This window comes from Ochrobactrum sp. 19YEA23 (assembly GCF_029909865.1).
GTDB lineage: Bacteria > Pseudomonadota > Alphaproteobacteria > Rhizobiales > Rhizobiaceae > Brucella > Brucella gambitense.
Genome location: NZ_JASAMQ010000001.1, coordinates 130,015 through 144,651, shown reverse-complemented (window position 1 = coordinate 144,651; position 14,637 = coordinate 130,015). Strand labels below are relative to the sequence as shown.

The following is a 14,637-nucleotide window of genomic DNA, read 5'->3' as shown; positions in this document are numbered from 1 at the left end:
CGTCGTCTTATCCTAAAACATGTCTTTGCGCTTGCGAATCTCTGCAAACACGGCTTCGTCGGACGCATCCTGCATGCCAAGGCGGGCACGAATACGGCTATCATGCCAGCGCAGGAAAGGATTGGTGGCCATTTCGAGGCTGATGCTCGACGGCAAGGTCATTTTGTCGGCAGCGCGAAGCCGTCCGATTTCCAGCGCCCGTTCTTTCAGTGCGGAATTATCCGGGTCGATGGTCAGCGCAAAACGCGCATTGCTTTCGGTATATTCATGGCCGCAATAGACGGCAGTTTCGCCGGGCAGGGCGACCAGCTTTTGCAGCGACTGAAACATCGTCGCGGGCGTTCCCTCGAAAAGCCGTCCGCAGCCGAGCGCAAACAACGTATCGCCGGTAAAAACCGCCTTGGCGTCCGGGATGTAATAGGAAATCTCGCCCGCCGTATGGCCCGGCGTCGCGATAACCCTGACTTTGAAAAGCCCGAAGGTGAATTCGTCGCCGTCGCGAACTGTTCGGTCGATGCCGGGGATTTTGCTATCTTCGGCTGCCGGGCCGATGATGCTGAGGCCAAACTTCTTTTTCAGCGCGGCATTGCCCTCGACATGGTCGAGGTGATGATGCGTGGTAAAGATGAAATCCAGCGTCCAGCCGCGCCGTTCAAGGGCTGCTTCAATGGCATGGGCCTCGGGCGCATCGATGGTCGCAGTTAGCGCGCTGACCGGGTCGTGGATCAGGACGCCATAATTGTCGCTGCGGCAGATGAATTGTTCGATATCAAGCTGTTGTGCGATTTCGACCATGCCGCGATTCCTTCAATTCCCACTGTTCATATGACTATGATGCGGGCTTATTGTCCTCTGTCAATGAATGCTTCTGGATAAGCGGCATTTGTAAAAGCGTGAAGACAACGGTGATGGGCATGATACCCCAGACCTTGAACGAAACCCACGCATCGGTGGAGAAATTGCGCCAGACAACTTCGTTGGCGACCGCCAGAAAGATGAAGAACAGGCCCCAGCGGAAGGTAAGCTTCTTCCAGCCTTCGGCATCGAGCCGGAAGGCCGAATCAAACACATAGCCCAGAAGCGATTTGCCGAAGAACAATCCGCCGAGGAGAATCGCCCCGAACAACGTGTTGACTATGGTGGGCTTCATCTTGATGAAGGTGTCATTGTGCAGCCAGAGCGTCAGCGCGCCGAACACCAGAACCACAATGCCGGAAATGAGCGGCATGATGGGCAGCGTGCGCGTCAATGCCCATGAGATGCCAAGCGCAATCACAGTCGCGACCATGAAAAGGGCGGTAGCCAGAAAGATCGGCTCGCCAATGGAAGCCAGCACCGGAAAATGCTCGATCAGCGTTTCGCCGCGCGCATTGGCGAAGAAGAACACCAGAAGCGGCCCCAGCTCCAGCACCAGTTTGAGCAGCGGCTGCACTTCCTTGCGCTCGACTTCGCTCTTCTGCGACGGATCGCGTTCGAAGACGGGGTGCTCCATCAGGCAACTCCTGCAATGGCGCGGGCAAATTCATTGGCCGCAAATGGTTCGAGGTCATCGACACCTTCGCCGACACCGATGAAATAGACCGGCAGCTTGTGCTTGGCCGAGATGGCGACAAGAATGCCGCCCCGTGCCGTGCCGTCAAGCTTGGTCATGACCAACCCGTTCACACCGGCGATATTCTTGAAGATTTCGACCTGATTGAGCGCGTTCTGGCCCGTCGTGGCGTCGAGCGTCTGCAGCACCGTGTGCGGTGCTTCCGGGTCGTGCTTGCCGAGCACGCGCACGATCTTGGCAAGCTCATCCATCAGTTCGGCCTTGTTCTGCAAGCGTCCGGCTGTATCGATGATGAGCACGTCGCTGCCTGCGTCGCGTGCTTTTTCCCAGGCGTCATAGGCAAGACCGGCCGCATCAGCACCGAGTTTGGACGAGACAACGGGCGCACCCGTACGTTCACCCCAGATATGGAGCTGTTCGATGGCTGCTGCGCGGAAAGTATCGCCTGCCGCCAGCATGACCTTGAGGCCGCCCGCCGTCAGCTTTGCAGCGAGTTTGCCGATGGTCGTGGTCTTGCCGGTACCGTTGACGCCGACAACCAGAATGACATGCGGCTTATGCGAAAGGTCGAGTTCCAGCGGCTTGGCGACAGGGCCGAGCACTTTTTCGATTTCCGTGCTCATGATCGAGCGCACTTCATCGCTCGAAACATCCTTGCCATAGCGCCCGGAGGCCAGCGCATCGGTAACGCGCATCGCGGTTTCAAGGCCGAGATCGGCCTGGATCAGCACATCTTCCAGATCCTGAAGCGTGTCTTCGTCCAGCTTGCGCTTGGTGAAAATGCCGCCGATGGATTCGCTGAGCGAAGAGGACGAGCGCGACAGGCCACGCCGCAAACGCTCGAACCACGACAGTTTCGGCTCGGTCACAGGGGCGGCGGGAGCTTCTTCCGCCTGTTCCTCGACCGCCTTTGAAACCTTGACCTTTTTCGGCTTGGCGGGCGCAGGTTCTGGTATGGCTTCCGCTACCGGCTCGTCTGCAACGGGTGCAGGAATTTCGACAGGCTCAGGCTCTTCAGGCTTTTCCGGTTCGGGTGCAAGCGCTGGAGCCGGTTCTGGCTCCGGCTCCGCTTCGGGTTCCGGCGCGGGCTCGGGCTGGGGTTCCGGCTCAATAAATGGCGGTTCGATTACAGCCGGTTCCATAACCGGTGGCTGCTCGATTGGAATTTCGATTTCCGCGACAGGATGTTCCGGCTCGGGCTGCGCTCCGACAACGTCCTCGACCGCGGGCTCCGGCGCCTTTTCGGCAGGCGTTTCGACAGGTTCAACAACTGGTTCCGGCGCGGCGCGGGCCGCCGGTTCTTCGGCAACCGGAGCTTCCGGCTCTGATGGTGCCTCTACGGCTGCTTCTTCCGGTACTTCAGCCGGTTTCGGCGCTTCCGGTTCTGGCGCTGGTATGGCTTCGGTGACTGCGTCGGGGGCCGGTTGATCCACCGGTCTTTCCTCGACCTCCTTCTTGCCGAAGGAGAACATTCTCTTGATGAAACCGATTGCCATGGATTCCGATGCCTTGTTTATGCAGCTGATGGTCAGGCGGCGCGGGTGAGAAGTTTCTCACCGTCGTGGCCCGTCACCACACGTTCGATGATTTGACCCGGAGCGGCTGCTTCCGCGCCGCCTTCGACGGCTGCGAGCGTAAAGCCTTCCGTGCGGGCGATGCCTTCCTTCTCGATCAGCAGACGCTGGGTCGTGCCGGTGAGCGAGGCAAGATGTTTTTCATAGGCGTTGTCGCCTTCGGCACGCAGCCGCGCGGCGCGCTCCTTGACGATTTCGCGCCGCACCTGCGGCATGCGTGCGGCAGGCGTGCCTTCGCGTGCGCTGTATGGGAAGACGTGCAGATGGGTCAGCCCGCATTCCCCGACGATCTTCATCGAGTTCTGGAACATGTCCTCGGTTTCGGTTGGAAAGCCGGTGATAATATCTGCGCCGAACACGATATCGGGGCGCAGCGAACGCACCGTTTCACAGAAACGAATGGAATCGTCGCGCAGATGGCGGCGTTTCATGCGCTTCAGGATCATGTCGTCACCCGCCTGCAAGGACAGGTGCAGATGCGGCATCAGCCGCTTTTCATTGGCAATGGCGTCCATCAGATCGTCATCCGCCTCGATGGAATCGATGGATGAGAGACGCAGGCGCTGAAGGTCCGGCACCTGATTGAGAACAGTCTTCACGAGCTTGCCGAGACGCAGGCTTCCCGGAAGGTCGGGACCGTAGGAAGTCATGTCCACGCCGGTCAGCACCACTTCGGCATAGCCATTGCCGACAAGGCGCTTCACCTGTTCCACGACCGCGCCCATCGGCACTGAGCGGGAGTTGCCGCGACCATAGGGGATGATGCAGAACGTGCAGCGATGGTCACAGCCATTCTGAACCTGCACGAAGGCGCGTGCGCGACCTTCGATGGCGTCGACCATGTGGCTTGCGGTTTCGCGCACTTCCATAATGTCGTTGACGCGCACCTTCTCAAACTGGTTCACGCCAAAATCGGGCAGCATGCGATAGGAGTTGGATTTCAGCTTTTCCTCATTGCCAAGCACGAGGTCCACTTCATCCATGGATGCGAAATTGTCTGCTTCGGTCTGTGCAGCGCAGCCGGTGACGATGATGCGGGCTTCCGGATTTTCGCGTCGCGCCTTGCGGATGGCCTGACGGGCCTGCCGCACGGCTTCCGACGTCACGGCGCAGGTGTTGAAGATGATCGCGCCATCCTTCAACTGTCCAAGACCGGCAGCGTCGGCTTCGCGCTTCATCACCTCGGATTCATAGGTGTTGAGGCGGCATCCGAATGTTACGACTTCCACACTCATCAGGCAGCACCCTTGTCCGCAGACGTGCCCGCCGATGGGCCGCCTTCAAGGTCGCGGCTCCAGTCGCCGCTTGCAGGGTCGAATGAGCCGGAAAATTCCCACTCAGCCGGGCCGGTCATCATGACATGATCGTCGTCACGCCACTCAATCAGCAGAGGGCCGCCCGGAACATTGACCGTGACCTTGCGGCCGGTGCGGCGCGTGCGTGCGCCGGAGACGGCCGCGGCGCAGGCGGCAGAACCGCAGGCGCGGGTCAGCCCGGCGCCGCGTTCCCAGGTGCGCAGGTCCATCGTTTCCGGTGATGTGACGCGGGCAATCGAAATATTTGCGCGTTCCGGGAAAATCGGATGATTTTCCAGAAGAGGGCCGAACTTTTCCAATTCGTAGGACCACACATCGCGGTCTACCCAGAAGATCGCATGCGGATTGCCCATCGAGGCGACCGAAGGCGAATGCAGCACCGGCGCATCGATAGGGCCAACCTGAAGCTCGATCATGCGCGTGTCGTGGAATTCTTCGGCGAGCGGAATTTCCTGCCAGCCGAAACGCGGCTTTCCCATATCGACGGAAATCAGCCCGTCATCATGTTCTTTGGCCGTCAGAATTCCCGCGCGTGTCTCGAAGGTGAAGGCGCGCTTGCCGGTCTCAGTGGCCAGCGCCTGCACCACGCAGCGCGTGCCGTTGCCGCAAGCTTGCGCTTCCGTGCCGTCGCAATTGATGATCGAAATATAATTGTCTGTGCCCGGCGTGCGCGGATCATGAATGGCCATGATCTGGTCGAAGGCCGTTTCGCTCGCACCGGCCAGATGAATGGCGGCATCAGGCGTGATGCGATCTGCGCGGCCGCGCATATCGGCAACGATGATCTGATTGCCGAGCCCGTTCATCTTGGCGAAGGCTGCCCTGGTGGCCATAGCTGTCGTGGTTCCGTTTTGCCTGCGGCTGCATTGATGCAGCCGAAAGGTTCGTTCAATAGGTTTCTGGCGTCTATATGGCGGAAAACCCCGCAAATTGCCAGTGCCAGCAATATATCTAACATTGCTATTGGCTCATATGGCCGGGTGAGCGGTTCCATTTCGAACCGTGCACCCAAAAAACTGTGGCCTTCCTGTCCCAGTCCCAAAATTTATGAGCAATTTCAAACCCGGATTGATCACTCCTGCGCAAATTGCCGGGAGATGGTGTTGATTTTTTAACCATATAGCCATTTTATCGCGCCAATATTGGTGTGATAGCTGGGTTTCGCGTGAGCGTGGTTTGCGCCGCTACCCCAAGACCTCGACCGAAATGGAGAACCTGATGGGAATTTCGAAAGCAAGTTTGCTGAGCCTGGCAGCGGCTGGCATCGTATTGGCCGGCTGTCAGAGCTCCCGGATGGGCAACGACCTTGGCCCTGTTTCCCCGCCGCCTCCGCCTGCACCCTTGCAGGCCGCGCCGCAGGGTTCCGTGCAGAAGGGCAATCTCAATTCGCCGGATGGATCGCAGTTCCCGACCGCTCCAACCACCAATCCCGGCATGCAGCCGGGCGGCACGCAGGTTGCAAGCCTGCCGCCGGCATCAGCGCCTGATCTAACTCCGGGCACCGTCGCAGGCGTCTGGAACGCCTCGCTCGGCGGCCAGAGCTGTAAGGTTGCTACGCCGCAGACCAAATATGGTCAGGGTTACCGCGCAGGTCCGCTGCGTTGCCCGGGCGAACTGGCGAACCTCGCTTCCTGGGCCGTCAATGGCAAGCAGCTTGTGCTTTACGATGGATCGGGCGGCACGGTCGCCTCGCTCTATTCGTCCGGTCAGGGCCGTTTCGACGGTCAGACCACCGGAGGCCAGGCCCTGTCACTTTCGCGTTAATCTGAAATCGGCGCACTGATTTAAAAGTGGCGCGCTGATATAAAGCCGAAACAATCGATCGCGGCGGGGCGTCTCTGGACTGCTCCGCCGAATTTTAAGTAGAGGGTTCACGGAACCTGTCATGTCCTTTGATGGTAATCTGAAAGCATTCCCCTCCGTCCGCGAGCATTACGATGCGCTGGTCGCATCGGGCGAAGTGGAGGCAGATCCCGCGCAGCTCGACCTGACCAGCCGTTATGACCGGCTGATCGAGGAAATCTGCACCAAGCGGCTTTCGCGCAAGTCCAGCGCGCTTGGCTGGCTTTTCGGCAAGCGCAAGCAGGCGCAGGAGATCGTCAAGGGGCTTTATGTTCATGGCGAAGTCGGCCGCGGCAAGACCATGCTGATGGACATGTTCTTTTCGCTCCTTCCCGTCGAGCGCAAACGCCGCGCCCATTTCAACGATTTCATGGCCGATGTGCATGATCGTATCAATGCGCATCGTCAGGCCCTGAAGCGCGGCGAGACCAAGCAGGACGACCCGATCCCGCCGGTTGCTGACGCGCTAAGTGCGCAGGCATGGGTGCTGTGCTTCGATGAATTCACGGTGACGGATATCGCCGATGCGATGATCCTGTCGCGCCTGTTCAGCGCGCTGTTCGCGCGTGGCGTGGTGCTGATCGCCACGTCGAATGTCGCGCCGGACAATCTCTATCGTGACGGCCTGAACCGTCAGCTGTTCCTGCCCTTTGTCGATATTCTCAAGAAGCATGTCGACGTGATCAATCTCGATTCGCGCACCGATTACCGGCTGGAAAAGCTGGACCGGCAACCGGTCTATCTCTCGCCGCTGGGGGGCGAGACGGAAAAGCGGATGGATGCCGCCTGGACTGCGCAGAAGGATGGCGTGGAAGAAAAGCCGGACACTATTCGCATCAAGGGACGCGATATCGAGGTGCCGCGTTCCATTCCGGGCGCTGCGCGTTTCAGTTTCGAAGAACTGTGCAGCCGTCCGCTCGGGGCTGCGGACTATCTGGCCATTGTGGGTCGTTATTCGACCCTCTTCATCGACAATGTGCCGATGCTCGATCTTTCGCGGCGCAACGAAGCCAAGCGCTTTATCCTGCTGGTGGACGTTCTTTACGACCATCATGCCCGCGTGTTCATTACGGCGGAAGCGCAGCCGGAAAAGCTCTATGTTGCGAAAAGCGGCACCGAGGCATTCGAATTCGACCGCACAGCGTCGCGTCTCTTCGAGATGCAGAGCGCCGAATATCTGTCGCAGATACCGGAGAGGGCCGACTGAGTTCGGCCCTGTTTTCCGATCGGTTTGCGCATCGGTTTGCCGATCAGTTTGCCGATCAGTTTGCGCATCGGTTTGATTGCGAAGGTGGACTGCCGATTCTGCGAGCTGACTCTGGCTACCAAACTTCTGGTCTTATCATCTGATTGCCACAGACTGGACTTATATCCTCAATCGGCTATCGTGCCCGCGCAAATTCAGCGCATTTGTTCCGAAACGCGTAAGCGAGTTTTTGGAAGGCAGAGCGTGCAGGTTCAGATAGTTGGAGCAAGCGTAGTGCATCCGGACGGATGTGTCGGCTCCAAGCTTGTCGCACCCGGTATCTTTATGCGGGCTGCGACAAGGGCCGATCGGATTGGCGGCTTGCCTATCGCATCACCGGCAGGGTGATGACGGGCGAGACAGAGGGGAATTGCCATTATTCCGCCCAATTATCTTACGTTTACGTAAGAACATATAATTCTAACCGATTGAAAACATTGGTCGCAAAATAATGAGTTGTGTTTTTTCGCAAAGAGTCATATCGAACCCTCGCAGCGCTTAAGCGTTTCCGGGAGGACACCGGATGGCTTCATGCGTTTCTGGATCAAACTTGAGGAAAGAAACAATCATGGCACGCAACAAGATTGCCCTCATCGGCTCCGGTATGATTGGCGGCACGCTCGCTCATCTGGCCGGTCTGAAGGAACTGGGCGACGTCGTCCTTTTTGATATCGCGGAAGGTACTCCGCAGGGCAAAGGACTGGATATCGCCGAATCTTCTCCGGTTGACGGTTTTGATGCGAAGTTTACGGGCGCCAACGATTACGCAGCCATCGAAGGCGCGGACGTTGTCATCGTTACCGCCGGTGTGCCGCGCAAGCCTGGCATGAGCCGCGACGACCTTCTGGGCATCAACCTGAAGGTGATGGAACAGGTTGGCGCAGGCATCAAGAAATACGCGCCTGAAGCCTTCGTCATCTGCATCACCAACCCGCTCGACGCGATGGTCTGGGCTTTGCAGAAGTTCTCGGGTCTTCCGGCTCACAAGGTTGTCGGTATGGCTGGCGTTCTTGACAGCGCCCGTTTCCGCTATTTCCTCGCGGAAGAATTCAACGTTTCGGTTGAAGACGTCACGGCATTCGTGCTCGGCGGTCACGGCGACAGCATGGTTCCGCTGGCTCGCTACTCGACCGTTGCGGGCATTCCGCTGCCGGATCTCGTCAAGATGGGCTGGACCAGCCAGGAAAAGCTCGACAAGATCATCCAGCGCACCCGTGACGGCGGCGCGGAAATCGTCGGTCTGCTCAAGACCGGTTCGGCTTTCTACGCTCCGGCTTCGTCGGCCATTCAGATGGCTGAATCCTACCTCAAGGACAAGAAGCGCGTTCTGCCCGTCGCTGCCCAGCTGACCGGTCAGTATGGCGTGAAGGACATGTATGTCGGCGTGCCGACCGTGATCGGCGCCAATGGCGTTGAACGCATCATCGAAATCGATCTCGACAAGGACGAAAAGGCCGAGTTCGAAAAGTCGGTGGCTTCGGTTGCCGGTCTTTGCGAAGCCTGCATCGGTATCGCTCCGTCGCTCAAGTAATATCCAGACAAGGCCGGATGCTCCGTTTTTGACGGGGCTCCGGCCTTTTCCGGCTGTCAATCCGTACCGGTTCGCCAAACGAACCGGGAATCCGTAGAGGACAACCAGATGAATATTCACGAATATCAGGCCAAGCGCCTGCTTCACACCTACGGCGCGCCGATCGCCAACGGTGTGGCTGTCTATTCCGTCGAACAGGCGGAAGAGTGGGCAAAGACGCTTCCCGGACCGCTTTATGTCGTCAAGAGCCAGATCCACGCTGGTGGACGCGGCAAGGGCAAGTTCAAGGAACTCGGCCCGGACGCCAAGGGCGGCGTGCGCCTCGCCAAGTCGGTTGAGGAAGTGGTTGCCAATGCGAAGGAAATGCTCGGCAACACGCTCGTTACCAAGCAGACCGGCCCTGCCGGCAAGCAGGTCAACCGTCTTTACATCGAAGATGGCGCCGACATTGATCGCGAACTCTATCTCTCGATCCTGATCGACCGCACCGTCGGCCGTCCGGCTTTCGTCGTTTCGACCGAAGGCGGTATGGACATCGAAGCCGTTGCCGAAGAAACCCCTGAAAAGATCGTGACTGTCGCCATCGATCCGGCCAAGGGCGTAACGGACGAAGACGCCAACAAGCTCGCCGACGCGCTGAAGCTTGAAGGTCAGGCTCGTGAAGACGGCGTCAAGCTGTTCCCGATCCTCTACAAGGCCTTCACCGAAAAGGACATGAGCCTTCTCGAGATCAACCCGCTGATCGTCATGACCGATGGCCGCGTGCGCGTTCTCGACGCCAAGGTATCGTTCGACGGCAATGCGCTGTTCCGCCATCCTGACATTCAGGAACTGCGCGATCTGTCGGAAGAAGACGAAAAAGAAATCGAAGCTTCCAAGTACGACCTCGCTTATGTCGCTCTTGAAGGCAATATCGGCTGCATGGTCAACGGCGCAGGTCTTGCCATGGCAACGATGGACATCATCAAGCTCTACGGTGCAGAACCTGCCAACTTCCTCGACGTTGGCGGCGGCGCTTCCAAGGAGAAGGTGACGGCTGCGTTCAAGATCATCACCGCTGATCCGGCTGTCCAGGGCATTCTGGTCAACATCTTCGGTGGCATCATGAAGTGCGACGTGATCGCTGAAGGCGTGATCGCTGCGGTCAAGGAAGTCGGCCTGAAGGTTCCGCTGGTTGTCCGTCTTGAAGGCACCAATGTGGAACTCGGCAAGAAGATCATCAACGAGAGCGGCCTGAACGTTATTTCGGCTGACGATCTCGACGATGCGGCGCAGAAGATCGTCGCTGCTGTGAAGGGGAATTAAGGCATGTCCATTCTCGTCAACAAGGACACCAAGGTTCTCGTACAGGGCCTGACCGGCAAGACCGGTACTTTCCACACCGAACAGGCGCTCGCTTACTACGGCACGCAGATGGTCGGCGGTATCCATCCGAAGAAGGGTGGCGAAACCTGGGAAGGTTCGAAGGGCGAAAAGCTCCCGATCTTCGCAACCGTTGCCGAAGCCAAGGAACGCACGGGCGCTGACGCATCCGTGATCTACGTTCCGCCAGCAGGCGCAGCTGACGCGATCATCGAAGCCATTGAAGCTGAAGTGCCGTTCATCGTCTGCATCACCGAAGGCATTCCGGTTCTGGACATGGTTCGCGTCAAGGAGCGTCTGGAACGCTCGAAGTCGCGCCTGCTCGGACCGAACTGCCCGGGCATCCTGACCCCTGAAGAATGCAAGATCGGCATCATGCCGGGCAATATCTTCAAGAAGGGTTCGGTGGGTGTTGTATCGCGCTCCGGCACGCTTACCTATGAAGCTGTGTTCCAGACCTCGAACGAAGGCCTTGGCCAGACCACTGCTGTCGGTATCGGCGGCGACCCGGTCAAGGGTACCGAGTTCATCGACGTGCTGGAAATGTTCCTGGCCGACGACGAAACCAAGTCGATCGTCATGATCGGTGAAATCGGCGGCTCGGCTGAAGAAGATGCGGCTCAGTTCCTCAAGGACGAAGCCAAGCGCGGTCGCAAGAAGCCGATGGTTGGCTTCATCGCTGGCCGTACGGCTCCTGCCGGACGCACCATGGGCCATGCCGGCGCCGTGATCTCCGGCGGCAAGGGCGGAGCGGAAGACAAGATTGCAGCCATGGAATCGGCTGGCATCCGCGTCTCCCCGTCGCCTGCGCAGCTCGGCAAGACGCTGGTCGAAGTCCTCAAGGGCTAAGATCGGTTCGAGTTTGAATATCCCGGCGGCGGCGAAAGCCGCTGCCGGGTTTGGCATAACAAAAACATACTGGAGCCAGACGCCGGGCTTTTAAGGGAATGACAGCTATTCAGGGTCATTCTTCGGTGTAGAACAAACAGACCGGGTGGTTTTGACAATTGCGTCGGAACAGATCGCTCGGGTCGCGTAGAAATGAGTTTTGCCGGGGTCTGTTGTGGTTCCTCCCCGGCGGCGTGAGGGATGAAGGTTTCGGCAACGAACTTCCGGAAACTTCCGGCCCGCGCAGATGAGCTACTGACAAGGAGACGGAGCAAAGCTCCGGATTAGGTTATGGCAAGGCAAGAACAGGCCAACGACGTTTTCGCCCTTACCTCGTTCCTCTATGGCGGCAACGCCGACTATATCGAGGAGCTGTACGCCAAGTATGAGGATGATCCGAATTCGGTTGATCCGCAGTGGCGCGATTTCTTCGCGAAGCTGGGCGATAGTGCCGAAGATGTGAAGAAGAATGCGCAGGGCGCAAGCTGGACCAGAAAAAACTGGCCGATTGCCGCTAATGGCGAACTCGTCTCCGCTCTCGACGGCAATTGGGCCGAAGTCGAAAAGCATGTGACCGACAAGCTGAAGGGCAAAGCTGCCAAAGGTGACGGCAAGGCCGCTGCCGGCGCTGCACTGTCCGCTGAAGAGATTGCACAGGCTGCACGCGACAGCGTTCGCGCCATCATGATGATCCGCGCCTATCGCATGCGCGGCCATCTGCATGCCAATCTCGATCCGCTCGGTCTGGCCGAAAAGCCGAACGACTATAACGAGCTGGAGCCGGAAGCTTACGGTTTCACGCCTGCCGACTACAATCGCAAGATTTTCATCGATAATGTGCTCGGTCTCGAATACGCGACCGTGCCGGAAATGCTCGACATTCTGAAGCGCACCTATTGCGGAACGATCGGCGTCGAGTTCATGCATATTTCCGATCCGGCTGAAAAGGCCTGGATTCAGGAACGCATCGAAGGCCCGGATAAAAAGGTCGCTTTCACGCCGGAAGGCAAGAAGGCCATCCTGTCGAAGCTTATCGAAGCGGAAGGTTTCGAGCAGTTCATCGACGTCAAGTACAAGGGCACCAAGCGTTTCGGCCTCGATGGCGGTGAATCGCTGATCCCGGCACTGGAACAGATCGTCAAGCGCGGCGGTCAGATGGGCCTCAAGGAAGTCGTGCTCGGCATGGCGCACCGTGGCCGTCTGAACGTGCTTTCTCAGGTCATGGGCAAGCCGCACCGCGCCATCTTCCACGAGTTCAAGGGCGGCTCCTACACGCCGGACGATGTGGAAGGTTCGGGCGACGTGAAGTACCATCTTGGCGCTTCGTCGGACCGCGAGTTCGATGGCAACAAGGTTCATCTGTCGCTGACCGCCAACCCGTCGCATCTTGAAATCGTCAACCCGGTTGTCATGGGCAAGGCTCGCGCCAAGCAGGATCTGCTTGTTGGCCGCACCCGCGACGACATGGTTCCGCTGACCGAACGCGCCAAGGTTCTGCCGCTGCTGCTGCACGGCGATGCCGCTTTCGCTGGTCAGGGTGTTGTTGCCGAGTGCCTTGGTCTTTCCGGCCTCAAGGGTCACCGCGTCGGTGGCACGCTGCATTTCATCATCAACAACCAGATCGGTTTCACCACCAATCCGGCTTTCTCGCGTTCTTCGCCTTATCCGTCCGACGTGGCGAAGATGGTTGAAGCGCCGGTCTTCCACGTCAATGGCGACGATCCGGAAGCAGTGGTGTTCGCGGCCAAGGTTGCGATGGAATTCCGCATGACCTTCCACAAGCCGGTGGTCGTGGACATGTTCTGCTACCGTCGCTTCGGCCACAATGAAGGCGACGAACCGTCCTTCACCCAGCCGTTGATGTACAAGGAAATCCGCGCGCACAAGACGACGGTTCAGCTCTATAGCGACAAGCTGATTGCTGAAGGTCTGCTCACCCAGGCCGACGTCGACAAGATGCGCGCCGACTGGCGCGAAAAGCTCGAAATCGAGTTCGAAGCCGGACAGAGCTACAAGCCGAACAAGGCCGACTGGCTTGACGGCGCCTGGGCTGGTCTGCGCACGGCTGACAATGCCGACGAACAGCGTCGCGGCAAGACCGGTGTTCCAATCAAGTCGCTCAAGGAAATCGGCAAGAAGCTGGTTGAAGTGCCGCAGGACTTCCACGTCCATCGCACCATCCAGCGCTTCCTCGATAACCGCGCCAAGATGATGGAAACCGGCGAAGGCATCGATTGGGCAACCGCTGAATCGCTGGCATTCGCCACGCTCGTTGCGGAAGGCCATCCGATCCGTCTGTCTGGTCAGGACGTGGAACGCGGCACCTTCTCGCAGCGTCACACGGTTCTCTATGATCAGGAAAACCAGAACCGCTACATCCCGCTGAACAATATTCAGAAGGGTCAGGCGATCTACGAAGCCATCAACTCGATGCTTTCGGAAGAAGCGGTGCTCGGCTACGAATATGGTTATTCGCTGTCCGATCCGCGTGCGCTGGTTCTCTGGGAAGCCCAGTTCGGTGATTTCGCCAACGGTGCGCAGGTCGTCTTCGACCAGTTCATCTCGTCGGGTGAGCGCAAGTGGCTGCGTATGTCCGGTCTCGTCTGCCTTCTGCCGCACGGCTATGAAGGTCAGGGTCCGGAACATTCGTCGGCCCGTCTGGAACGTTATCTTCAGCTTTGCGCTGAAGACAACATGCAGGTTGCCAACGTTACGACGCCGGCTAACTACTACCATATCCTGCGCCGCCAGATGAAGCGCGACTTCCGCAAGCCGCTCATCATGATGACGCCGAAGTCCCTGCTGCGCCACAAGCGTGCCGTGTCGAGCCTCAGCGAACTGTCGGGCGATTCCTCGTTCCACCGTCTGCTCTGGGACGATGCGCAGTACAACAAGGGCGAAGAAGGCATCAAGCTTCAGAAGGACGCCAAGATCCGTCGCGTCGTGCTCTGCTCGGGCAAGGTCTATTACGACCTGTACGAAGAGCGTGAAAAGCGCGGCATCGACGATGTCTACCTGCTGCGTGTTGAACAGCTCTACCCGTTCCCGGCCAAGGCGCTCATCAACGAGCTGTCGCGTTTCCGTCATGCGGAAATCGTCTGGTGTCAGGAAGAGCCGAAGAACATGGGTGCGTGGTCGTTCATCGATCCGTATCTGGAATGGGTGCTGGCGCATATCGATGCCAAGCATCAGCGCGTCCGGTACACGGGCCGTCCGGCTGCCGCTTCTCCGGCAACCGGCCTGATGTCGAAGCATCTTGCGCAGCTTGAAGCTTTCCTTGAGGATGCGCTCGGTAACTGATCCGGGTTAAGCTTTGGAGCAGTTTT

Annotated in this window: 11 protein-coding genes; 6 read left to right on the top strand and 5 right to left on the bottom strand. The window is 58.6% G+C overall.

The annotated features are described in order from the left end of the window. Positions 1-12: 12 nt before the first annotated feature. From gloB to dapF, 5 genes are read right to left on the bottom strand one after another with little or no spacing between them, the layout of a single operon-like run. Positions 13-795 (bottom strand): hydroxyacylglutathione hydrolase, encoded by a 783-nt coding sequence (gene gloB, locus QBD01_RS00650; RefSeq protein WP_280991214.1) that lies wholly within the window; start codon positions 793-795, stop codon positions 13-15. A gap of 34 nt (positions 796-829) precedes the next feature. Continuing rightward, positions 830-1,492, bottom strand: coding sequence for a septation protein A (locus QBD01_RS00645; RefSeq protein ID WP_078337579.1), 663 nt, complete (start codon positions 1,490-1,492; stop codon positions 830-832). Further along, positions 1,492-3,048 (bottom strand): signal recognition particle-docking protein FtsY, encoded by a 1,557-nt coding sequence (gene ftsY, locus QBD01_RS00640; RefSeq protein ID WP_280991213.1) that lies wholly within the window; start codon positions 3,046-3,048, stop codon positions 1,492-1,494. Before ftsY ends, QBD01_RS00645 begins: the two co-directional genes overlap by 1 nt. 32 nt (positions 3,049-3,080) lie before the next feature. Further along, entirely contained in the window at positions 3,081-4,361 is a 1,281-nt protein-coding gene (gene mtaB, locus QBD01_RS00635; RefSeq protein WP_280991212.1) for a tRNA (N(6)-L-threonylcarbamoyladenosine(37)-C(2))-methylthiotransferase MtaB, read from the bottom strand. Further along, positions 4,361-5,275, bottom strand: a complete 915-nt coding sequence (gene dapF / locus QBD01_RS00630) for a diaminopimelate epimerase (protein ID WP_280991211.1) — start codon at positions 5,273-5,275, stop codon at positions 4,361-4,363. Before dapF ends, mtaB begins: the two co-directional genes overlap by 1 nt. Before the next feature lie 385 nt (positions 5,276-5,660). On the opposite strand from dapF, the gene QBD01_RS00625 reads away from it, so the two are divergent. The 6 genes from QBD01_RS00625 to QBD01_RS00600 all read left to right on the top strand — a co-directional run bounded on the left by QBD01_RS00625 (position 5,661) and on the right by QBD01_RS00600 (position 14,611). Beyond that, positions 5,661-6,206 (top strand): protease inhibitor Inh/omp19 family protein, encoded by a 546-nt coding sequence (locus tag QBD01_RS00625; RefSeq protein ID WP_182518904.1) that lies wholly within the window; start codon positions 5,661-5,663, stop codon positions 6,204-6,206. 121 nt (positions 6,207-6,327) lie between these two features. Continuing rightward, complete coding sequence (zapE, locus tag QBD01_RS00620) at positions 6,328-7,491, top strand: cell division protein ZapE (RefSeq protein WP_280991210.1); 1,164 nt, start codon at positions 6,328-6,330, stop codon at positions 7,489-7,491. Between the two features lie 607 nt (positions 7,492-8,098). Continuing rightward, entirely contained in the window at positions 8,099-9,061 is a 963-nt protein-coding gene (mdh, locus tag QBD01_RS00615) for a malate dehydrogenase (protein ID WP_182518902.1), read from the top strand. Between the two features lie 108 nt (positions 9,062-9,169). Continuing rightward, complete coding sequence (gene sucC, locus QBD01_RS00610; protein ID WP_182518901.1) at positions 9,170-10,366, top strand: ADP-forming succinate--CoA ligase subunit beta; 1,197 nt, start codon at positions 9,170-9,172, stop codon at positions 10,364-10,366. 3 nt (positions 10,367-10,369) lie between these two features. Further along, positions 10,370-11,272 (top strand): succinate--CoA ligase subunit alpha, encoded by a 903-nt coding sequence (sucD, locus tag QBD01_RS00605; protein WP_078337571.1) that lies wholly within the window; start codon positions 10,370-10,372, stop codon positions 11,270-11,272. Positions 11,273-11,602: 330 nt separating this feature from the next. Then, on the top strand, positions 11,603-14,611 hold the full coding sequence (locus QBD01_RS00600) for a 2-oxoglutarate dehydrogenase E1 component (RefSeq protein WP_280991209.1): 3,009 nt from the start codon (positions 11,603-11,605) through the stop codon (positions 14,609-14,611). The last annotated feature ends 26 nt before the right edge of the window (positions 14,612-14,637 follow it).

Excerpts from the sequence above, each read along its gene's own strand:
- mtaB (WP_280991212.1), bottom strand. The coding sequence starts at position 4,361 with ATGAGTGTGGAAGTCGTAACATTCGGATGCCGCCTCAACACCTATGAA.
- dapF (WP_280991211.1), bottom strand. The coding sequence starts at position 5,275 with ATGGCCACCAGGGCAGCCTTCGCCAAGATGAACGGGCTCGGCAATCAG.
- sucC (WP_182518901.1), top strand. The coding sequence starts at position 9,170 with ATGAATATTCACGAATATCAGGCCAAGCGCCTGCTTCACACCTACGGC.
- QBD01_RS00625 (WP_182518904.1), top strand. The coding sequence starts at position 5,661 with ATGGGAATTTCGAAAGCAAGTTTGCTGAGCCTGGCAGCGGCTGGCATC.
- QBD01_RS00600 (WP_280991209.1), top strand. The coding sequence starts at position 11,603 with ATGGCAAGGCAAGAACAGGCCAACGACGTTTTCGCCCTTACCTCGTTC.
- ftsY (WP_280991213.1), bottom strand. The coding sequence starts at position 3,048 with ATGGCAATCGGTTTCATCAAGAGAATGTTCTCCTTCGGCAAGAAGGAG.
- sucD (WP_078337571.1), top strand. The coding sequence starts at position 10,370 with ATGTCCATTCTCGTCAACAAGGACACCAAGGTTCTCGTACAGGGCCTG.
- zapE (WP_280991210.1), top strand. The coding sequence starts at position 6,328 with ATGTCCTTTGATGGTAATCTGAAAGCATTCCCCTCCGTCCGCGAGCAT.
- gloB (WP_280991214.1), bottom strand. The coding sequence starts at position 795 with ATGGTCGAAATCGCACAACAGCTTGATATCGAACAATTCATCTGCCGC.
- QBD01_RS00645 (WP_078337579.1), bottom strand. The coding sequence starts at position 1,492 with ATGGAGCACCCCGTCTTCGAACGCGATCCGTCGCAGAAGAGCGAAGTC.
- mdh (WP_182518902.1), top strand. The coding sequence starts at position 8,099 with ATGGCACGCAACAAGATTGCCCTCATCGGCTCCGGTATGATTGGCGGC.